The 20,640-nt window shown below is 73.3% G+C and carries 18 protein-coding genes; 5 read left to right on the top strand and 13 right to left on the bottom strand.

Going from position 1 to position 20,640, the window contains the following annotated elements; all coding sequences use genetic code 11:
* Positions 1–175: 175 nt before the first annotated feature.
* From argF to ACQ9ZG_RS26840, 10 genes are all read right to left on the bottom strand, one after another.
* On the bottom strand, positions 176–1,180 hold the full coding sequence (gene argF / locus ACQ9ZG_RS26885; RefSeq protein WP_109915941.1) for an ornithine carbamoyltransferase: 1,005 nt from the start codon (positions 1,178–1,180) through the stop codon (positions 176–178).
* Between the two features lie 162 nt (positions 1,181–1,342).
* A complete protein-coding gene (locus tag ACQ9ZG_RS26880) occupies positions 1,343–2,575 on the bottom strand; it encodes an arginine deiminase (RefSeq protein ID WP_109915943.1) in 1,233 nt (410 codons plus the stop codon).
* 65 nt (positions 2,576–2,640) lie between these two features.
* Positions 2,641–5,220, bottom strand: coding sequence for a polynucleotide kinase-phosphatase (locus ACQ9ZG_RS26875; RefSeq protein ID WP_499281303.1), 2,580 nt, complete (start codon positions 5,218–5,220; stop codon positions 2,641–2,643).
* Entirely contained in the window at positions 5,217–6,707 is a 1,491-nt protein-coding gene (locus ACQ9ZG_RS26870) for a 3' terminal RNA ribose 2'-O-methyltransferase Hen1 (RefSeq protein WP_109917063.1), read from the bottom strand. Before ACQ9ZG_RS26870 ends, ACQ9ZG_RS26875 begins: the two co-directional genes overlap by 4 nt.
* A 170-nt stretch (positions 6,708–6,877) precedes the next feature.
* Positions 6,878–7,816 (bottom strand): homocysteine S-methyltransferase, encoded by a 939-nt coding sequence (mmuM, locus tag ACQ9ZG_RS26865; protein WP_018491763.1) that lies wholly within the window; start codon positions 7,814–7,816, stop codon positions 6,878–6,880.
* A gap of 61 nt (positions 7,817–7,877) precedes the next feature.
* On the bottom strand, positions 7,878–8,801 hold the full coding sequence (locus ACQ9ZG_RS26860) for an LLM class F420-dependent oxidoreductase (protein ID WP_109914051.1): 924 nt from the start codon (positions 8,799–8,801) through the stop codon (positions 7,878–7,880).
* Positions 8,802–8,837: 36 nt separating this feature from the next.
* Positions 8,838–9,338 (bottom strand): DUF6099 family protein, encoded by a 501-nt coding sequence (locus tag ACQ9ZG_RS26855; protein WP_028418029.1) that lies wholly within the window; start codon positions 9,336–9,338, stop codon positions 8,838–8,840.
* A 136-nt stretch (positions 9,339–9,474) separates the two neighbouring features.
* Positions 9,475–9,870, bottom strand: a complete 396-nt coding sequence (locus ACQ9ZG_RS26850) for a nucleotide pyrophosphohydrolase (protein WP_109914002.1) — start codon at positions 9,868–9,870, stop codon at positions 9,475–9,477.
* 93 nt (positions 9,871–9,963) lie between these two features.
* Positions 9,964–10,368: a cell division protein SepF gene (locus tag ACQ9ZG_RS26845; RefSeq protein ID WP_018491767.1), complete on the bottom strand. Its 405-nt coding sequence runs from the start codon at positions 10,366–10,368 to the stop codon at positions 9,964–9,966.
* Between the two features lie 149 nt (positions 10,369–10,517).
* Complete coding sequence (locus tag ACQ9ZG_RS26840) at positions 10,518–11,315, bottom strand: DeoR/GlpR family DNA-binding transcription regulator (protein WP_028418027.1); 798 nt, start codon at positions 11,313–11,315, stop codon at positions 10,518–10,520.
* A 255-nt stretch (positions 11,316–11,570) separates the two neighbouring features.
* Here ACQ9ZG_RS26840 and ACQ9ZG_RS26835 point away from each other — a divergent pair, with 255 nt between their 5' ends.
* Positions 11,571–12,236 carry a DedA family protein gene (locus ACQ9ZG_RS26835; RefSeq protein ID WP_018491769.1) on the top strand — a complete coding sequence of 222 codons (666 nt, stop codon included), beginning with the start codon at positions 11,571–11,573 and terminating at the stop codon, positions 12,234–12,236.
* Positions 12,237–12,453: 217 nt separating this feature from the next.
* On the opposite strand, the gene ACQ9ZG_RS26830 is transcribed toward ACQ9ZG_RS26835, so the two are convergent.
* Entirely contained in the window at positions 12,454–13,017 is a 564-nt protein-coding gene (locus tag ACQ9ZG_RS26830) for a hypothetical protein (protein ID WP_109916121.1), read from the bottom strand.
* Positions 13,018–13,251: 234 nt separating this feature from the next.
* Between ACQ9ZG_RS26830 and ACQ9ZG_RS26825 the strand changes: the two genes are divergently transcribed.
* The 4 genes from ACQ9ZG_RS26825 to ACQ9ZG_RS26810 all read left to right on the top strand — a co-directional run bounded on the left by ACQ9ZG_RS26825 (position 13,252) and on the right by ACQ9ZG_RS26810 (position 18,512).
* Positions 13,252–15,066 carry an ABC transporter ATP-binding protein gene (locus tag ACQ9ZG_RS26825; RefSeq protein ID WP_109916122.1) on the top strand — a complete coding sequence of 605 codons (1,815 nt, stop codon included), beginning with the start codon at positions 13,252–13,254 and terminating at the stop codon, positions 15,064–15,066.
* Positions 15,063–16,823 (top strand): ABC transporter ATP-binding protein, encoded by a 1,761-nt coding sequence (locus tag ACQ9ZG_RS26820; protein WP_109916123.1) that lies wholly within the window; start codon positions 15,063–15,065, stop codon positions 16,821–16,823. Before ACQ9ZG_RS26825 ends, ACQ9ZG_RS26820 begins: the two co-directional genes overlap by 4 nt.
* A 139-nt stretch (positions 16,824–16,962) precedes the next feature.
* Positions 16,963–17,709 carry a TetR/AcrR family transcriptional regulator gene (locus ACQ9ZG_RS26815; RefSeq protein WP_050451428.1) on the top strand — a complete coding sequence of 249 codons (747 nt, stop codon included), beginning with the start codon at positions 16,963–16,965 and terminating at the stop codon, positions 17,707–17,709.
* Complete coding sequence (locus ACQ9ZG_RS26810) at positions 17,706–18,512, top strand: alpha/beta fold hydrolase (RefSeq protein WP_499281302.1); 807 nt, start codon at positions 17,706–17,708, stop codon at positions 18,510–18,512. The genes ACQ9ZG_RS26815 and ACQ9ZG_RS26810 overlap by 4 nt, the downstream gene beginning before the upstream one ends.
* Here the strand turns inward: ACQ9ZG_RS26810 and ACQ9ZG_RS26805 are convergent.
* Together ACQ9ZG_RS26805 and ACQ9ZG_RS26800 are read right to left on the bottom strand one after the other, a co-directional pair.
* Entirely contained in the window at positions 18,509–19,588 is a 1,080-nt protein-coding gene (locus ACQ9ZG_RS26805; protein ID WP_084991591.1) for a FecCD family ABC transporter permease, read from the bottom strand. The genes ACQ9ZG_RS26810 and ACQ9ZG_RS26805 overlap by 4 nt on opposite strands.
* Positions 19,585–20,631, bottom strand: coding sequence for a FecCD family ABC transporter permease (locus ACQ9ZG_RS26800; RefSeq protein WP_028418020.1), 1,047 nt, complete (start codon positions 20,629–20,631; stop codon positions 19,585–19,587). Before ACQ9ZG_RS26800 ends, ACQ9ZG_RS26805 begins: the two co-directional genes overlap by 4 nt.
* Positions 20,632–20,640: the final 9 nt, after the last annotated feature.

The raw sequence follows: 20,640 nt of genomic DNA, 5'->3' as shown, positions 1-20,640 counted from the left end.
TCTCTTCTCTGGTGGTGCAGTGGGGGGACGGCCCCGTCCGCGCGGAGGCGGCACGGGAAAGGGGTCCGGGCGCCAGAGCCCGAACCCCACCAAGAGGCGACATGGTAGCCACCTCCGCGCATGTTCACCCAATCGGGTGTATGAGCATGCGAATCCCCGCCGTGTACCGGTGTGGCTACGGGCCCGCCAGCGTGGCCACCAGGACGGCCTTGATCGTGTGCATCCGGTTCTCGGCCTGGTCGAAGACGACGGAGTGCGCCGACTCGAAGACCTCGTCGGTGACCTCCAGCTCGGTGAGGCCGTGGGCGGCGTGGACGTCCCGGCCGACCTGGGTGCCGAGGTCGTGGAAGGCGGGCAGGCAGTGCAGGAACTTGACGTCCGGGTTGCCGGTGGCCCGCAGGACGTCCATCGTCACCGCGTACGGGGCGAGGGCGGCGATGCGCTCGTCCCAGACCTCCTTGGGTTCCCCCATCGAGACCCAGACGTCCGTGGCGACGAAGTCGGCGCCCCGGACCCCCTCGGTGACGTCGGTGGTGAGCGTGACCTTCGCCCCGCTGACGGCGGCGAGCTTCTCCGCCTGGGCGACGACGGAGGGGGCCGGCCAGTACATCTCGGGGGCGACGATCCGGATGTCCAGGCCGAGCAGGGCGCCGGTGATCAGGTAGGAGTTGCCCATGTTGAAGCGGGCGTCCCCGAGGTAGGCGAAGGCCAGTCCGGCGACGGGCTTCCCGCTGTGCTCGGTCATGGTCAGCACGTCGGCCAGCATCTGGGTGGGGTGCCAGTCGTCGGTGAGCCCGTTGAAGACCGGGACCCCGCCGTACGCGGCCAGCTCCTCGACCACCTGCTGGCTGTCGCCCCGGTACTCGATGCCGTCGTACATCCGGCCGAGCACCCGGGCGGTGTCCTTCACCGACTCCTTGTGGCCCATCTGGGAGCCGGAGGGGTCCAGGTAGGTGGTGGAGGCGCCCTGGTCGGCGGCGGCGACCTCGAACGCGCAGCGCGTCCGGGTCGAGGTCTTCTCGAAGATCAGCGCGACGTTCTTCCCGCGCAGCCGCTGCACCTCGGCCCCGGCCTTCTTGGCCGCCTTCAGCTCACCGGCCAGCGCGACCAGGCCGAGGAACTCCTCGGCGGTGAAGTCCAGCTCCTTGAGGAAGGGGCGGCCGGTGAGGTCGATGGCCATGGTGACTGCTCCAGGGGTGGGACGGGGATGTCCGCGGGATCCACGGGTCCGCGGATCCTCCGGGGGGCGGCGGACAGCATTGGAAGTCTATACGATCACCTGCATCAATATACAGCCCTCTCGGTCCGGAAATCGCCGCCCTCTGTCCCGAAAGCGCCGGTGCTACACAGGGTCCCGCACGACCGGACAGCTCATGCAGCGCGGTCCGCCCCTCCCCCGGCCCAGCTCGCTGCCCCGGATCTCGATGACCTCGATGCCCTCCTTGCGCAGATAGGTGTTGGTGGTCGCGTTCCGCTCGTACGCGACGACGACGCCCGGCTCGACCGCCAGCACGTTGCAGCCGTCGTCCCACTGCTCGCGCTCGGCCGCGTGCACGTCCTGGATGGCGGTGAGGACCCGGATGGAGTCGAGGCCGAGGGCGGCGGCGATGGCCCGGTGCATGTGCTCGGGCGGATGGTCGGTGACCTTCAGCTCCCGGGGGCCGCTGCCCGGCTCGATCGTGTACGAGCGGAGCATTCCAAGCCCCGCGTACTGGGTGAAGGTGTCGCCGTCGACCATCGTCATCACCGTGTCCAGGTGCATGAAGGCCCGGGCCTTGGGCATGTCGAGCGCCACGATCGTGCGCGCGGAACCGGCGTCGAAGAGACCGCGCGCCAGCATCTCCACCGCCTGCGGGGTGGTGCGCTCGCTCATCCCGATGAGGACGGCCCCCTGTCCGATGACGAGGACGTCACCGCCCTCGATCGTGGACGGGTAGTCGTCCTGCCCCTCCGACCAGTGGTGGAAGACCCCGGCCTCCGGGCCGGTGAAGAGCGGGTGGTGGCGGTAGATCGCCTCGAAGTGCACGGTCTCGCGCTGCCGGGCGGGCCAGCGCATCGCGTTGATGGAGACCCCGTCGTAGATCCAGGCGGAGGTGTCCCGGGTGAAGAGGTGGTTGGGCAGCGGGCCGAGCAGGAAGTCGTCCAGGTCCATCACATGGAAGCGGACGGAGGTCGGCTCGCTGTGCCGCTCCAGGAACTCCCGCTTGGTCATCCCGCCGACCAGCGCCTCCGCCAGCTCCGCCGAGGGCAGCTCCTCGAAGGCGGCGCGCAGATGCTCGGTGGCGAGCGGCCCGTACTCCTTCTCGTCGAAGACCCGGTCGAGCACGAGCCGCCTCGCGACGGGGATGTCCAGGGACTCCTGGAGGAGGTCGCCGAAGAGGTGCACCTCCACCCCCCGGTCGCGCAGGACGTCGGCGAACCCGTCGTGCTCCTGCCGGGCCCGGCGCACCCAGAGCACGTCGTCGAAGAGGAGCGCGTCCTTGTTGCGGGGGGTCAGCCGCTTCAGTTCCAGATCGGGGCGGTGCAGTATGACGCGGCGCAGCCGCCCGGCTTCGGAGTCGACATGGAATCCCATGACTTCATCCTCACCGGGCGGAGCACCATTCAGACCCGCGAACCGCCCACGGGTTGGCGCGGCTCTCAGAGCCGGGGGTCGACCGGCTCCGATTCCAGGGCCAGGACGGCGAAGACCGCCTCGTGGACCCGCCACAGCGGCTCCCCTTCCGCCAGCCGGTCCAGCGCCTCCAGGCCGAGCGCGTACTCCCGCAGCGCCAGCGAGCGCTTGTGGCCGAGGAAGCGGGAGCGCAGCCGCTCCAGATTCTCCGGGCGGGTGTACTCGGGGCCATAGATGATCCGCAGGTACTCCCGGCCGCGCACCTTGACGCCCGGCTGGACGAGCCGGCCCTTGGCGTCCCGGACCAGGGCGCCGAGCGGCTTGACGACCATGCCCTCGCCGCCGCGCCCGGTCAGCTCCAGCCACCAGTCGGTGCCCGCGCGGACGGACGCCTCGTCGGCCGGGTCCACGACGAGCCGGCGGGTGGTCCGGAGCAGCCCGGTCGGGTCGTGCTCGACCAGGCGGTCCAGCCAGGCCAGCTGCTCGTCATGGGGGACGGCGGCCAGCGAGCGGCCCTGGACGGCGAGGATCTGGAACGGGGCGATCCGGACCCCGTCCAGCCCTTCGGTGGTCCAGCAGTAGCGCCGGTACGCCTCCGTGAACGCGGCCGCGTCCGTCGCCCGGCCCTGCTGCCGTCCGGCCAGCTCCCCGAGGTCGACGCCGCGCGCGGCGGCCGTCTCCAGGGCGGCGAGCGCGGGCGGGAAGACCGCGCCGGAGGCCGCGCCGACCGCCGCGTACTGCGAGCGCAGCAGCCCACCGGCCTTGAGCGACCAGGGCATCAGCTCGGCGTCGAGCAGCACCCAGTCGGTCCCCCACTCCTCCCAGAGCCCGGCGGCGGTGACCGCCGCACGGAGCCGGTCCAGGACGCCTCCGGTCAGGGCCTGGTCGTCGAGGAAGGGGCGGCCGGTGCGGGTGTAGAGGGCGCCGGCCGGGCCGTCCGTGCCGAAGCGGGCGGTGGCGGCGGCCGCGTCCCGGCAGACCAGGGCGACGGCCCGGGAGCCCATGTGCTTCTCCTCGCACACGACCCGCTCGACGCCGTCCGCCGCGTACTGCGCGAACGCCTCGGCCGGGTGCTCCAGGAAGCCGTCCTCGCGGGAGGTAGCGGTGGGCGCCATGGTGGGCGGGAGGTACGGCAGGAGCCGCGGGTCGACGGCGAACCGGCTCATCACTTCGAGCGCGGCGGCCGCGTTCTCCTCGCGCACGGCGATCCGGCCCATGTGCCGGGTCTCCACGACCCTGCGGCCCCGCACGTCCGCGAGGTCCAGCGGCCTGCCCTCCCGGCCTCCGGGCGCCTCGGTCGACAGCGGCCTGGCGGGCTCGTACCAGACCTTCTCGGCCGGTACGTCGACGAGTTCGCGCTCCGGCCAGCGCAGCGCGGTCATCCTCCCGCCGAAGACGACGCCGGTGTCCAGGCAGATGGTGTTGTTGATCCAGGAGGTGGCGGGCACGGGGGTGTGGCCGTAGACCACGGCGGCGCGGCCCCGGTACTCCTCGGCCCACGGGTAGCGCACGGGCAGGCCGAACTCGTCGGTCTCGCCGGTGGTGTCCCCGTACAGCGCGTGCGAGCGGACCCGGCCGGAGGTGCGGCCGTGGTACTTCTCGGGCAGCCCGGCGTGGCAGACCACCAGGTCGCCGCCGTCCAGGACGTAGTGGCTGACCAGACCGTCGATGAACTCCCGGACCCGCTGCCGGAACTCGGGGTGCTCGGCGTCCTCCCGCTCCAGCTGCTCGATGGTCTCCGCCAGGCCGTGGGTCCGCTGGACCTTGCGGCCCGCGAGATAACGGCCCAGCTTGTTCTCGTGGTTGCCGGGGACGCAGAGGGCGGTGCCCGCCGCCACCATGGACATCACGCGGCGCAGCACTCCCGGGCTGTCCGGGCCCCGGTCGACCAGGTCACCGACGAAGACGGCCGTACGCCCCTCGGGGTGGGCGCCGTCCACGTAGCCCAGCTTGCCGAGCAGGGTGTCCAGCTCGGAGCGGCAGCCGTGGATGTCACCGATGATGTCGAAGGGGCCGGTGAGGTGGCGCAGGTCGTTGTAGCGGCGCTCCAGGACCACTTCGGCGCTCTCGGCCTCCTCCTCGGTGCGCAGGATGTGCACCTTGCGGAAGCCCTCGCGCTCCAGGCCGCGCAGGGAGCGGCGCAGCTCACGGCGGTGGCGCTGGACGACATGGCGGGGCATGTCCGCGCGGTCGGGGCGGGCGGCGTTGCGGGCGAGGCAGACCTCCTCGGGGAGGTCGAGGACGACGGCGACGGGCAGCACGTCGTGCTCGCGGGCCAGCCGGACGAGCTGCTTGCGGCTCTCGGACTGGACGCTGGTGGCGTCGACGACGGTGAGCCGCCCGGCGGCCAGGCGCTTGCCCGCGATGTAGTGCAGCACGTCGAAGGCGTCGCCGCTGGCGCTCTGGTCGTTCTCGTCGTCGGCGACCAGGCCCCGGCAGAAGTCCGAGGAGACGATCTCGGTGGGCTTGAAGTGCCTGCGGGCGAAGGTGGACTTGCCCGATCCGCTGGCGCCGACGAGGACGACGAGGGAGAGGTCGGGCACGGGCAGGGTGCGGGGGGCGGCGCCGGCGGCGGTGCTGGTGTCGCTGTCGTGGTTGTTCGTCATGCGGCTTCCGCCTCCTTCTTCTTCTCGGTCGTCCGGTCGTGCGAGGTGTCGGTCAGGGTGAAGACGGCCAGCTGGGTGGGCGGACCGACCTCCGGGTCGTCCGGGCCGACGGGCAGCTGCGCGACGGTGTAGCCGTGGCGCTCGGCCACCTTCCCGGCCCAGGCGCGGAACTCGGCCCTGGTCCACTCGAACCGGTGGTCGCCGTGGCGCGCGTGCCCGGCCGGGAGGGTCTCCCAGCGGACGTTGTACTCGACGTTGGGCGTGGTCACGAGGACCGTGCGCGGGCGGGCCGAGCCGAAGACCGCGTACTCCAGGGCGGGCAGCCGGTCCAGGTCGACGTGCTCGATCACCTCGCTGAGCACGGCGGCGTCGTACCCCTTGAGCCGCTTGTCCGTATAGGTGAGGGAGCCCTGCCGGAGCGTGACCCGGGCCGCCTGGCGCTCCCCCATCCGGTCCAGCTTCAGCCGGCGCGAGGCGATGGTCAGGGCGCGCATGGAGACGTCGACGCCCACGATCTCGGTGAACTCCACGTCCTTGAGGAGCGCCTGCACCAACTGGCCCTGGCCGCAGCCCAGGTCGAGCACCCGGCGGGCACCGGCCGTGCGCAGCTCTTCGAGGATCGCGGTGCGGCGGTGCTCGGCGAGCGGAACCGGCTTCTCCTCGGTGTCGGTGCTCTCGTCCACCGCGTTGTCGACACTCTCCACGTCCAGGTCGTCCGACTCCGCGAGCCGGACCAGCTCCAGGGCCTGGTCGGCCTGGCGGGTCAGCCCCCAGCGGTGGGAGAGGTAGCGCCGGGTGATCAGGGGCCGCTCGGGGTGGTCGGCCAGCCAGCCCTCCCCGGCCCGCAGCAGCTTGTCCACCTCGTCGGGCGCGACCCAGTAGTGCTTGGCGTCGTCGAGCACCGGCAGCAGGACGTAGAGCTGGCGCAGGGCGTCGGCCAGCCGCAACTCCCCCTCCAGCACCAGCCGTACGTAACGCGAGTCGCCCCACGCGGGGAACTGTTCGTCCAGCGGTACGGCCGTGGCGTCGACCAGCTCCCAGCCGAGCGGCACGAACAGCTTGCGCACCAGCTCCGCACCGCCCCGGGCGGGGAGCGCGGGCACCTCGATCCTCAGCGGCAGCGGAGCTTCGGCCCGCTCGGGCAGAGCCCGGCAGACTCCGGCCAGCGCGGACTTGAAGACGGCGGACAGGGCGACCGAGAGCAGCGAGGAGGCCGCGTAGGGGCGGTCGTTGACGTACTGCGCGAGCGCCGCGTCGGGCGCCCCGCCCCGGCCCTTGCCCTTGCCGCGCCGCACCAGCGCCACCGGATCCACCTCCAGCAGGAGTGCGGCCGTGCAGCGCTCGGCGGACGCCTCGGGGTAGAAGACGTGCGCGGTGCCGTGCGAGGTGGAGAACGTCTGCGCCCGGTCGGGATGCTTGTGCAGCAGGAAGCCGAGGTCCGTGGCGGGACGTTCTGGGGTGCCGGTCGTACTGATCGTCAGGAACACCTGTCCGAGTATGGTCCTCACCTCCCGTCCCCCACCAGGCAATTTCGACTCCGCCGGGCCCCACACCACGCCCTCGGCGGCCCCGCCACTCTCTCTCCGCGCGCCGGGCGCCGGGCGCCGGTTCAGGAGCCCGGCGCCCGGCGTCCGGCGTCCGGTCGGCACCGTGCCCGTCAGCCGGCCCGGCCCCCGGCCCCTGCGCCCAGCAGCGCCGCCAGTTCCCCGATCCGGTCCGGGCCCACCCGGCAGCAGCCGCCGACCAGCCGCGCCCCGGCCCCCGTCCAGGCCCGCACCCGCTCCGGGGCGAAGGTGGACCGCCCCGTCCACCCCCGGCCCGCCGCGTCCCAGCCCTCCCCGCTGTTCGGGTAGACCACGACCGGCTTGCCGGTCACCTCCGCCGCCACCCGCACCGCCTCCTCCGCCTCGGCCGGGTCGCAGCAGTTGACCCCGACTGCCACCGCCCGGTCCCGCCCGGCGGCCACCGCGAACGCCTCCTCCAACGGCTGCCCGGCCCGGGTCCGGCCGCCCGCCACGCTGTACGAGAGCCAGTACGGCAGACCGGTCTCCTCAGCCACCCGCACCACCGCCTCGGCCTCGTCGACGTCCGGCACCGTCTCCAGCGCCAGCACGTCCGGCCCCGCCTCCGCGAACGCCGCCATCCGGGGGCGGTGGAACCGCTCCAGCTCCCGGACGGAGAGCCCGTACCGCCCCCGGTACTCGCTGCCGTCCGCGAGCATCGCCCCGTACGGCCCGACCGAGGCGGCGACCCACACCTCCCTCCCGGGACCGGCCCGGCGGGAGGCACCGGCCGCCCGCCGGGCCAGCTCCACGCTGCGGGCGAGCAGCGCCCGGGCCCGCTCCGGCCCGATCCCCCGGTGCGCGAACCCCTCGAACGTGGCCTGGTAGCCGGAGGTGATGAGCACCTGTGCGCCGGCCCGCAGATACGCCAGGTGGGCGGCCTCGATCTGTTCCGGTGCGTCGGCCAGCAGCCGGGCCGACCAGAGCGCGTCGGAGAGGTCGCACCCCTGGGCCTCCAGCTGGTTGGAGAGCCCGCCGTCCAGCAGGACGGGTCCCTCCGCCAGCGCTTCGGCCACCGTACGGCCGGAACTCATGTCGCCTCCTCCTCATCCCTTCCCGGGGCCGGACGCGGTGCCGGTCCGGCCGGGAGCGGTCTCAGTTCAGCTGGGACTGGATCTGCGAGGAGATCAGCTCCAGGTGGTCCAGGTCGGCCAGGTCGAGGACCTGGAGGTAGATCCGGGACGAGCCGATCTCCGCGTACCGGCCGATCTTGTCGACCACCTCGGCGGGCGACCCGGCCAGCCCGTTGGCCTTCAGCTCCTCCACGTCCCGGCCGATGGCCGCCGCCCGCCGGGCCACCTCCGCGTCGTCCTTGCCGGTGCAGACGACCAGGGCGTTGGAGTACACCAGGTCGTCCGGCTCGCGTCCGAACGCCTTGGCCGCCGCCCGGACCCGGCCGAACTGCTTCTCGCTGTCCTCCAGCGAGGCGAAGGGGATGTTGAACTCGTCCGCGTACTGTGCGGCGAGGCGCGGCGTGCGGGTCGCGCCGTGGCCGCCGATCAGGATGGGCACCTTGGGCTGGGCCGGCTTCGGGAGCGCGGGCGAGTCGGTGAGCTGGTAGTAGGTGCCGTCGTAGCTGAAGGTCCTGCCGATCTCCGTCGCCCAGAGACCGGTGACGATCGCCAGCTGCTCCTCCAACCGGCCGAACTTCTCCTTCGGGAACGGGATGCCGTAGGCCTTGTGCTCCTCCTCGAACCAGCCCGCGCCCAGGCCCAGTTCGACCCGGCCGCCGGACATCCGGTCCACCTGTGCCACCTGGATGGCGAGCACGCCGGGCAGTCGGAAGGTGCCCGCCGTCATCAGGGTGCCGAGCCGGATCCGCTTGGTCTCACGGGCGAGACCGGCCAGGGTGATCCAGGCGTCGGTCGGTCCGGGCAGGCCGTCGCCGGAGCCCATGCGGAGATAGTGGTCGGAGCGGTAGAAGGCGTCGAAGCCGAGGTCCTCGGTGGCCTTGGCGACGGTCAGCAGGGTGTCGTAGTCGGCCCCTTGCTGGGGCTCGGTGAAGATGCGAAGATCCATGCCCCCCATCCTGCCCCTTTCGGTGGCGCCCCTCCCTCAGGACCCCGCCGCCGACGGGGCCGGGCCGCGTATCCCGCCGTAGGGGCCGTCGCGCTCCCTCTCCCGCTCGCCCAGCCGTCTGAGCAGCCCGTGCACCCGGTCCAGCGACTCGTCGGCGGCGTCCATGGCCTCGATGCACTGCCAGTAGAGACCGTCCTCCCCCGTGTCGCAGGCCACCGAGACGAGCGCGATGCCCGCCTCCCCGAGGAGCAGCGCCAGGCCCGTCAGGGCCGCCCGCACATCGGTGATCCCGGAGAGCTGCGCCGCCCGGGCGCCCCGGCCGAGGGCCGCCGGATGGTCCGGCGCCGCGCACCCGCCGTCGATCTCGCCGAGGGCCCGCGCCTCCCCCCGTAACTCCATCGGGCCGAGCAGCGCCAGCCGGCTGCCGACCGTCCGCGCGAGGGCCTGTGCCTGCCAGGCCTCCGCCATGACCTCCAGCGCGCCCCGGCTCTCCGCCAGGGCCCGCCGCCCGCTCTCGATGAGTCGCTCCGCTTCCATGCCAGGTCTCCCCCGTCGTGCCGGCCGTCACACAACCCTGCTCTCCTCTTTCATTACCCACAGTGAGGTAGATGGCACCGGAAGGCCAGAGGAAATCGGAAATCTGTGGACACAAAATCGATTGTGGATAACTTGATCACTCCGAAGAGTGACGATCCCGGGTATCCGGAGGGTCCGGGACCGGGTCCGGAGCGGAGGCCGGAGCGGCGCCCGGGACGGGGAAGCGCTCCTCGTTCCGTTCGATCTTGGCGGCCAGCGCCCGCAGCGGGTCGATGCCCAACTCCGCGCAGAACTGAAGGAGATAGGCGAGCACATCGGCGACCTCGTCGGTCACGCGATGCGCCGCCCCGGGCTCGTCCATGATCCGCGCGGACTGTTCGGGCGTCAGCCACTGGAAGATCTCCAGCAGTTCGGAGGCTTCGACGCTCAGGGCCGCCGCCAGGTTCTTCGGGGTGTGGTACTGCCCCCAGTCCCGGGCCGCCGCGAACGCGACCAGCCGGCGCTGGAGTTCTGTCACATCGAGTTCCGTCACGGCCCCAGGTCTACCACCGCCGCCCCGGACGCCCGCAGGGGCGTCCGGGGCGGGGCCACGGCGGTCGGGGGCCGCAGAGCGGGGAGCCCGGCGCTACGCCTGGGTGAGGCCCGCGGGCGTGACCCCTTCGACCTCCATGCCCTCCGGGGCCAGGAGGAAGACGTTCCGGTCGACGCGGTGCATACCGCTGCCGAGCCCGAAGACCACACCGCTGCTGAAGTCGAGAATCCGCTTGGCCACGTCCGTCTCCGCCGCCGTCAGGTCCAGCAGCACCGGCACCTGGGCGACCAGGTACTCCGCGACCTCGCGGGCGTCCGCGAAGACCTGCACCCGCAGCACCACCAGGCGGCGCTGCTCGGCCGCGCGTTCGTCCGGGACCGTGCGGTGGTCGATCCGGGACGGCCACTCGTCACGGCCGCGCAGGGGTACGACCTGGGCCAGCCCCTCCCACTGTTCGTCGGTGGCGTCATATCTGTCGTACCTGTCATACCTGCTCACAGGGCCACCCCGTCGTCGAGCCGGGCGGGTCCGCGCCGGCTGCACTCACTGTTCATCGGTCAATCCTCTCCTCCCTCACCCGTTCGGCGTACCAGCGACACGGCGAAGGGCCGGATCGGGTCGCTCCCGCACCGGACCGCGGGCCGCGCTCACACCGTCACGACCTGGACCCCCGCCTCACCGAGCCGTTCCTTCGCGGCCGCCGGGACACGGGAGTCGGTGACCAGGACGTCGATCCGCCCGAAGTCGCAGACCCGGGCGAAGGCACGCCTGCCGATCTTCGAGGAGTCGGCCGCCACCACCACGCGCTGGGCCCGTTCCGCGAGAAGCCGGTTGACGCTCGCCTCGCCCTCGTGGTGGACGTAGGCGCCGCGTTCGAGGTCGATGGCGTTGACCCCGAGGACGGCGATGTCGAGCGTGATCTCGTTCATCACCCCGACGGCGAGCGGACCGGTCAGTTCGTACGACTGCGGCCTGGCGACCCCGCCCGTGACGACCATCTTGATCTGCGGCCGGATCGCCAGCTCGCTCGCGATGTTCAGCGCGTTGGTCACGACGGTGAGCGTCGGCGGCCCGCCCGCGCCCGCCGTCTCACCGACGACATCGGGGCGGACCGCCAGCGCCCGGGCCACCTCGGTCACCGTCGTACCGCCGGTCAGGCCGACCACCTCGCCGACGGCGACGAGTTCGGAGACCGCGCGGCCGATCGCCTGCTTCTCGGGGGCGTGGCGGCCGGTCTTGTAGCGGAGCGCCAGCTCGTACGAGACCCCGTGCGCGACCGCCCCGCCCCGGGTGCGGGTGAGCAGGTGCTGCTCCGCGAGCTGGTCCAGGTCGCGGCGGATGGTCGCGGCCGACACGGCGAGCGCGGCCGCCGCCTCCTCGACCTCCACCCTGCCGTGCCTGCCGACCAGTTCCAGCAGCGCGTCCCACCGGGCGTCCCTGGCCACGTGCCTCTCCTCATCCGTCCGGCGCCGGGCTCCGCGCTTCCCGGGAACGCGGTCGCCGGCGGCGTGCCGGACCGCCGCCAGCCTCGCACAGCCGCCCCGGGAAACGGCTCCGCGCCCCCGTCACCGGCCCCGGTCGGCGGTGCCCGGTCACGGCTGGGAGAGGATGGCGGCAGGACGCGGCCAATCCCCTCCGCGCGCCCCCGCCCCGAGCGCCGCACACCCCGAGCGCCCCATGCCCCCCACGCCGGAGAGCCCATGCACCTCGCACTGTCAGCCGTCGCCGCCGCAGAGGGGCCCCAGGGAGGCATCGCGGGGTGGGCCACCGGGCTGGTCGAGACGTTCGGCGGGCCGGGGGCGGGGTTCGCCATCGCCCTGGAGAACCTGTTCCCGCCGCTGCCGAGCGAGATCATCCTGCCGCTGACCGGGTTCGCCGTGGCGCAGGGGGTGCTCGGCCTGGCCTCCGCGCTGTTCTGGACGACGCTCGGCTCGGTCGTGGGGGCGGTCGCGCTGTACGGGCTCGGGGCCGTGTTCGGCCGGGAGCGGATGCACGCCCTGTGGGCCAAGCTGCCGCTGGTCAAGGCCTCCGATCTGGTGCGTACGGAGGAGTGGTTCGCGCGGCACGGCACCAAGGCGGTCCTGCTGGGCCGCATGGTGCCGGTCTTCCGGAGCCTGATCTCCGTACCCGCGGGTGTCGAGCGCATGCCGCTGCCGGTGTTCGTGGCACTGACGACGGTGGGCAGCCTGGTGTGGAACACCGTGCTGGTGCTGGCGGGTTACTGGCTCGGGGACAGCTGGGACGTGGTCGGGACGTACGTCGGTGTCATGTCCAAGATCGTGCTCGGCGTGGCGGTGCTGGCCCTGGCCTGGTACGTGGTGACGCGCCTCCGGGGCCGCAACGGCTCCCGGCGCGGCGAGGAGTGACGGCCCGGGCTCCGGCACGTCCCGGCCGCCCGGCCGGCGCGGCCCGTCGCGTCCGGCTCCGCGCACCCCACCGCCCCGCACGGCGTCGCGCGCACCGTCGCGTACGGGATCGGGGCACCCCGTCCCGTACGGCGTCACGCGGCCCGGTCGCCCGCACCCGCGCGCCCCGGAGCACCACCCCCGGCCCAGGGGCGGCGGCCGGGGTGCGGCGGTCGGGTCAGGACTCCTCGAAGTAGGCGTCCAGGGCGGCGTCCAGCTCGGCCGGCCACTCCTTGAGCTGGGCCCGGCTCGCCGCCTCGACCTCGGCGTTGAACCAGCGCCGGGTCGACAGGTGCACGGTCACGGTGAACCGGCGGCCGAAGCGGGCCGGGTGCATCTCCACCGCGCCGATCTCGGCCCAGTCGAACTCGGCCTCCTGGTCGTCCAGCGTGAACCGGACGCCTTCCCGGGCCACCCGGATCGAACCGCGGCGGTCGCTGACCTCGAAGACCGGACCGTCCCCGGCGGCCTCCGCCTCCGACCCGGATTCCGACACCGACTCCCCTTCCGCTTCCGCTTCCGGTGTCGGCTCCACCTCCGCGTCCGCTCCACCGTCGGCTTCGGCAGCCGCCTCCGGCGTCTCCTCCGGCTCCGGCCCGGACTCCGCCTTCGGGTCGGCCTCCGCTTCCGGTTCGGCCTTCCGGGACGCGGCGGGTGCCGCCAGGCCGGGGAGGGGGATGAACGCCGGGTCGGTGCCTGCGGCGAACTCGGGCTTCTTGTTCGAATCTATGCTCTGCTCCACGGCGGGCAGTATGGTCGACGAACCTGTACGTGACCAGTCGTCACCGTCTCCGGCGCCCCGATCCGGGCCCCGTCTCCGCGCTCCGCGGCCGAACTCCCTTGATACGGAACGAAGAAGCCGGGGAGAAGCCCTGTCCGTCCACATCAATATAAGGTTAGCCTTACCTAATCACGACAGTCTGTCTGTAATAGCGGCAGAGCTGTGCCGAGGTATGCCAGAAGGAGGCGCGTGCGGATGGACCACGACGACGGCCCGCAGCGGGAGCCGGAACAGACCGCGGGGAAGAGCGGGGCGACGGCGGACCGGGCGAAAGCCGAAGCGCGCGCCGCGCGGGCCGCGCTCTCCTCGATGCTCGCGCCGGTCCGGGCCCGCACCCGCCTCGCCATGGGCCTCCAGATCGTCGGTGCGGCGGCGACGGTCGTCCCGTACATCGCCATCGCGGAGCTGGCGAAGGCGCTCCTCACCCCCGGTCCCGTCGACGCAGGCGAGGTGCGCGGGGCCGTCATGATCGCGGTGATCGGGCTCTCCGTACGGGCGCTGTTCGGCGGGGTCGCCCTCGCCCTCACCCACTTCGCGGACGTGGCGCTCCAGGCGTCGCTGCGCCGCCGGATCGTGGAGCGGCTGGGGCGGGCCCCGCTGGGCTGGTTCACCGCCAACTCCTCGGCCACCGTCCGCAAGGCGGCCCAGAACGACGTCCACGACCTGCACTACCTGGTGGCCCACAGCGCGGTGGAGATGACGGCGGCGGTGACCCTGCCCGTCGCGGGGCTCGGCTACCTCCTCTGGCTGGACTGGCGGCTCGCCCTGCTGGCCCTGGTCACGGTGCCGGTCTACGCGGGGGCGTACGCGTACATGATGAAGGACTTCGGTCCGCAGATGGGCAGGCTGAACGCGGGGATCGCGGCGATCAACAAGGCCATCGTCGAGTTCGTGACCGGCATCGGCGTCGTGAAGACCTTCGGGCGGGCGGGCGAGGCGCACGCCGGGTACCGGGAGGCGGCGACGCGGTTCGGTGAGCACTACAGCGGCTGGGTGCGGCCGATGCTGAAGCTGGAGGTCTTCGCCTCGATGGCGGTCTCGCCACCGACGGTGCTGCTGGTGAACCTGGCGGGCGGGATCTGGTTCGTCCACGCGGGCTGGGTCTCCCCCGTCGACGTCCTCACCGCCTCCATGGTCGCGCTGGTCATCCCCAGCGTCTTCGTCACCCTCGGTTTCGGGGCACAGGCCCGGCGCGAGGCGACGGCGGCGGCGCAGCGGATCGCCGCCGTCCTGGAGACGCCCGTCCTGCCCGAGGCGGTCCGTCCCCGGGAGCCCGAGGGGCACGAAGTGGTGCTGGAGGACGTGTCGTTCAGCTACGACGGTGCCACCGACGTCCTCAAGGGCATCGATCTGCGCCTCACGCCCGGATCGGTGACCGCGCTGGTCGGGCCCTCCGGCTCCGGGAAGTCGACGCTGGCCTCGCTGGTGACCCGGTTCCACGACGTGACCGGCGGGCGGATCACGATCGGCGGCGTCGACGTCCGCGAGATCGCCTCCGAACGGCTCTACCGGCAGATCGGGTTCGTTCTCCAGGACGTGCAACTGCTGCGCACCAGCGTCCGCGACAACATCCGGCTCGGCCGGCCGGACGCGAGCGACGAGGAGGTACGGGAGGCGGCCGGGGCAGCCAGGATCGACCGGCGGATCGAGGCACTGCCGCGCGGTTACGACTCCGTCGTGGGCGAGGAGGCCGTCCTCTCCGGCGGCGAGGCGCAGCGGGTCTCCATCGCGCGCGCCCTCCTCGCGGACGCCCCGGTCCTCGTACTGGACGAGGCGACGGCCTTCGCGGACCCGGAGTCGGAGGCCGCCATCCAGGACGCCATCGCCCGGCTGGTCCGGGGCCGGACCGTCCTGGTGATCGCGCACCGGCTCCCGACCATCGTCGAGGCCGACCGGATCGCCGTGCTCAGCGACGGACGGATCGTCGAGCGCGGCCGCCACCCCGAACTCCTCGCGGAGGACGGTCTCTACGCCCGGATGTGGGCCACGCACGAAAGGGCAGTCGTATGATCCGCGACCTCACCGCGGTCCTGGGGAGCGCCCACCGGGTCGTCCTCTTCCGCTATCTCGCCGCCCTGGTCGCCTACGCGGTGGCCCAGGGGCTCTCCGTCGCCTTCCTGGTGCCGGTGCTCGGCGACCTGCTGAGCGGGGACACCGGCGGGGCGGCCCGCTGGACCGGCTGGATGGCGGGGGCGGTTCTCGTCTCCCTGGGCCTGCACTACGTGCAGGCGATGCTGGGCTTCCGGGTGGCGCTCGTCATCCTCACCACGCTCCACCACCGGCTGGGCGACCATGTGGCGGCGCTGCCGCTGGGGTGGTTCGACGGGACGACGGTGGGGCGGCTGACCCGGATGGGCACCAAGTCGGTGCTGTCGATCGCCGGGAGCTGCGCCCATCTGCTGCAGCCGCTGGTCACCGGGGTGCTGACCCCGGCCACGGTGGTCGTGGTGATGCTCTTCCTGGACTGGCGCCTCGGGCTCGCCGCCCTGGCCTGCTCCCCGCTGATCCTGTTCGCCGCGCGGCTCTCCGTACGGCTGCTGAACCGCATGGACGAGCTGAACGACGCGGCCGGGGTCGAGGCCTCCGGCCGGGTGCTGGAGTTCGCCCGCAACCAGCCGGTGCTGCGCGCCTTCGGCCGGACCACGGAAGGCTACGCGCCGCTGGAGGCCGCGCTGGAGGAGCAGCGGGCGGCCTCGCGCAAGCAGGTGTGGATGTCGGTGCCGGGGATGCTGCTGGGCGGTTTCGCGGTGCAGGTGTGCTTCTCGGCGCTGATCGGGGTCGGGGCGTCGCTGGCGCTGGACGGGGCGGTGGACCCGGTCGAACTGGTGGCACTGCTGGCCCTGGTGGCCCGGTTCGCGGGGCCGCTGGCGGAGGTGGGGGACTTCGCGGCGGTGGTACGGGCCGCCCGCAACGACATGGGCCGGGTGCGGGCGGTGCTGGAGGAGCCGCCGCTGCCGGAACCGGAGCGTTCGGCGCCGGTGACGGTCCCGGGCGCGGTGGAGGTGGACGGGGTGCGGTTCGGCTACCCGGGCGGTGGTGGCGCTTCCGGTCACCCGGTCCTGGAGGACGTCTCGTTCACGGTCGCCCCGCGTACGGTGACGGCCCTGGTGGGGGCGTCCGGTTCGGGCAAGACCACGCTGACCCGGCTGATCGCCCGGTTCTTCGACGTGGACGCGGGGACGGTACGGGTCGGCGGGGTGGACGTGCGCGACCAGTCCACGGCCGCGCTGATGGAACAGCTCTCCCTGGTCTTCCAGGACGTCTACCTCTTCGACGACACCCTCATCGGCAACATCCGCGTCGGCCGGCCGGACGCGGACGAGCGGGAGGTGCTGGAGGCCGCCCGGCTGGCCGGGGTCGACGAGATCGTGGCCCGGCTGCCCGACGGCTGGGAGACCCGGGTCGGGGAGGCGGGTGCCTCGCTCTCCGGCGGGGAGCGGCAGCGCGTCTCCATCGCGCGGGCGCTGCTGAAGGGGGCGCCGATCGTGCTGCTCGACGAGGCGACCGCCGCGCTGGACCCGGAGAACGAGGCGTACGTCCAGCGGTCGACGGAGGCGCTGCGGGAGACGAGCACCCTGCTGGTCATCGCCCATAGGCTGTCCACCGTGACCGGAGCCGATCAGATCGTGGTCCTGGACGGAGGACGGGTGGCGGAGCGCGGGACCCATCAGGAACTGATGGCCCTGGACGGGCAGTACGCGCGCTTCTGGAACGAGCGCCACCGCGCGCTGGGCTGGCGGATCGCGGCGGACGCCGACGCCTCGTGAGCGAGGATCACGGCCGGCGCCACGAAAGTCGCGGTCGGGGCCACGAGAGCCACGGCCGGGGCCAGGAGAGTCGCGGCCATCGCCACGAGGATCGCGGGCGACGCGTCGTGAAAGCAACGTCTCAGGGAAGTGACGCCTCTTGAACGAGCGGGGAAAGACCGGCGGCAGGCCCGGCAGGAAGCCCGGGCCCGCGCCCTCGCTGACCCGGGACGCGGTGGCCGCGGCGGCGCTCGCCGAGGGCATCGCGGTGTTCAGCATGCCGGGGGTCGCGGCCCGGCTGGGGGTCGGCCATTCGACGCTCTATCGCTATGTCGACAGCCGGGAGGACCTGGTGCGCGCCGCGATCGAGCTGGCCGCGGCGCGCACCGCCTGGCCCCCGGCCGACCTGCCCTGGCGCGAGCTGCTGACCGGGTTCGCGGACGCGGTCTGGGAGGCGTGCGAGGCCTTCCCCGGGCTGGCGGAGGTACTCCTCACCACCCCGGCGTCGCCGCCCGTCATGGTGGACCGGCTCGGCCGGTACGGGGTGGCGCTCGTCGGCGCGGGGCTCTCCACCCGCGACGCGGCGGTCGCCGTGGACTTCGTCGGGGACCTGGTGCTCTCCTCGGCGGTGGCGATGCGGGGCCTGGACCGTACGGTGCCGGACGCCACGGGCACCCCGAGCACGGCCCGGGAGCAGTACCGCGACGCCTGGGCGGCGGGATCCCACCCGTTCGAGGCCGAGTTCGCCGCCGAGGAGACCTGGCACGGGCGCGGCTGGTTCGACGACAAGCTGGCCGTCTTCCTGGACGGGCTGGCCACCAGACTCGCTCCGACGGCCCCCGGAGGCCCCGGGTCCGCCCCGCCGGCTTCCGTACACCCCTCTGAGAGCCCTGAGGAGAACGCGTGAACCGTACGGTCCTGACCTTCGACTCCATCGCGCGCGGCCTCGCGGAGTACGGCGATCCGCACGGCCACCCGGTGGTGCTGCACCACGGGCTGCTCGGGGACGCCGGGCTGCCGGACGTCTGGGACGCGCTGGCGCGGGACGCGGCCGTCCGGCTGATCGCGGTGGAGCGCCCCGGGTACGGCGCCTCCGACCCGGCCCCGATGGCGGCGGTGGGCGACTGGACCGCGCATCTGCTGCCGGTGCTGGAGGCGTGCGGGGTGGACGGCTCCTTCGACGTGCTGGGCATCTCGGCGGGCGCGCCGTACACGTACGCCCTGGCCGCCGCCCTGCCGGAGCGGGTGCGGCGGGTCTGGGTGCTCAGCGGGCTGCCGTACGTCCCCGACGACGCGGTCCGCGGCCACTACCCCGAAGAGGCCGAGCCCGTCTGGACGTTCTACCGGGAGGCGCCCGAGGCCGAGGTGGTCGCCCGGTTCGGGGCGGCGGCCGGACGGATGGCGGAGGTGTTCGCCGGGTCGCCCTGGGTCCTCGCCTCGCTGCCGGGCCTCGCCGCCCACGGCTGGCGGGGTCCGGCCCGGGAGGTGCGGCTCCAGACCCGCCCGTGGGGGTTCGTCCCGGCCGGGGTGGCGCAGCCCGTACGGCTGTGGCACGCGCCGGGCGACCAGGAGGTGCCGTTCCCGGCGGCCGAGGCGACCGCGGCCCTCCTGCCGGCCGCCCGGCTGACGGAGCAGGAGGCTCCGGACCACATCCCGAGCGAAACGACCCTGCGGGAGCTGTTCGCGGAGGTGCGGGAGGCGGCTCCCTAGAGCACGCCCCGGCGCCACTCCCGGATCAGCAGGTGGCCGAGGTAGGCGCCGCCGATGGCCATCGTGTAGATGCCGACCGGCAGGTCGTCGAAGAGCGGCAGCTGCTGGGCGCAGAGGTCCGCGGCGACCAGCAGCAGCCCGCCCGTGAGGGCCGACAGCAGCAGGTGGGGGCCGGAGCCGCGGGTGAGGCGCCTGGCGATCTGGGGGGCCGTCAGGGCGATGAAGGCGATGGGCCCCGAGACGCTGACGGCGGCGGCCGAGAGGGCGATGGCGAGGACGACGGCGAGGGTCTTGGCCTTCTTCGGTTCGGCGCCGAGCCCTTCGGAGATGTCGTCGCCCATCTCACCGATGTCGAGCCGCCGGGAGATCAGCGCGGTCAGCGGGGCGACGGCGAGCAGGACCAGCCAGATGGTGGTGGCGTCCGACCAGGAGCGGGCGGTGAGGCTGCCGTTGACGTACGCGGTGAGGACGGAGGCCTTGTCGCGCTCCAGGGCGTAGACGACGTACTGCGTGAGAGCACCGCCCATCGCGGCGACCCCGATACCGGCGATGACGAGCCGGGCGGGGTTGCGGAAGCCGGTGCCGGTGGAGACGTACACGAGGGCCATCGCGGTGACCGCGCCGATGAGCGCGCCGAGGGCGACGGGGACCGTGCCGGGGAACATCAGCGCGCAGATCGCGGCGCCCGCCCCGGCTCCGGCGGAGAGGCCGATGACGTCGGGGCTGCCGAGCGGGTTGCGGGTGACGGACTGGAAGAGCGCGCCGGAGAGGCCGAGCGCGGCGCCCACCCCGATGGCCACGGTGAGCCGGGGGCCGCGCAGCCGGTTGAAGACGAAGCGGTCCTTGCCCTGGGCATCCCCGAGGAGGGCGGCGGGCAGGTCGGCCGGGTCGAGGCCGAGGCGCCCCCAGGTGAGCGTGGCCACGGCGGCGGTCAGCAGGAGGACGAGGAGCCCGGCGAAGGCGAGGACGGAGGCGCGGCGCATCGGCACCGCCACCGCGCGCCCGACGACCAGATAGCCGCGGGGAGCCTTGACGGACCCGCGGGCGGCGACGGTGGGTTCGGTGGTGAGCGTCATGTGGTGCCCCGCATCCTGCGTACGGCGATGAGCAGCGCGGGTGCGCCGATGAACGCGGTGACGACGCCGACCATGAGCTCGGTGGGGCGCATGACGGTCCGGCCGATCACGTCCGCGAGGAGCAGCAGGGTGGGGCCGAGCAGCGCGGAGAAGAGGAGCTGGACCCGGAAGTCGACGCCGACCAGGGCCCGTACGACGTGCGGAACGGCGAGGCCCACGAAGGCGATCGGGCCGACGGCGGCGGTCGCGGCGGCGCTGAGCAGGGTGGCGGCGAGCAGGCCGCCGCCCCGGGTGCGGGCCGGGTTCGAGCCGAGGGCGACGGCGGTCGCGTCCCCGAGGGCCAGGGCGTTGAGGCCGGGGCCGAGGGCGAGCGCGAGGAGGAGGCCGACGGCGGCGAAGGGCAGCACGGACCAGAACACGTCGAAGTCCCGGCCGCCGAGCGCCCCGACGACCCAGTAGCGGTAGCTGTCGAACACCTGGGGCTTGCTGAGGGTCACCGCCTGGATGAACGCCATCAGGACGGCGGTGAGCACGGCCCCGGCGAGCACCAGGCGCACCACGCTCGTCCCCGTACCGGCGGAGCCGATGACGTGGACGAGTACTCCGGCGACCAGCGCTCCGGGCAGTGCCCACCACATGGTGTCGGTGGCGCCCGAGGCGCCGAGCCAGGCGGTCGCGGCGACGATGCTCGCGGAGGCCCCGGCGTTGATGCCGAGCAGGCCCGGTTCGGCCAGCGGGTTGCGGGAGACGCCCTGCATGAGCGTGCCCGCGACGGCGAGGCAGAGCCCGGCGAGGACGCCGAGGACCGTACGCGGGTAGCGGCTCTCGACGATGGCGGTGACGTTGGCGTCGGCGCTGCCGCCGAGCACGTCGAGGACCTCGCCGAACGAGGTGGAGCGGCTGCCGAACATGACGCTCGCGCCGAGCGCGGCCGCCAGGGCGACGACCGCCGCGACCGTCATGAGCAGGAGGAACGCCGGCCGAGCGGCACCGGAACGGGATGTTCCGGTGCCGCTCGGCGGTGCGACCGTCGTGGTTGCCATGGGAGTGAA

The sequence above is a fragment of the Streptomyces araujoniae genome, from assembly GCF_050871195.1.
Lineage (GTDB): Bacteria > Actinomycetota > Actinomycetes > Streptomycetales > Streptomycetaceae > Streptomyces > Streptomyces bacillaris.
The sequence above is the reverse complement of the archived record's forward strand: the minus strand, read 5'-3'. Positions and strand labels throughout refer to the sequence as shown.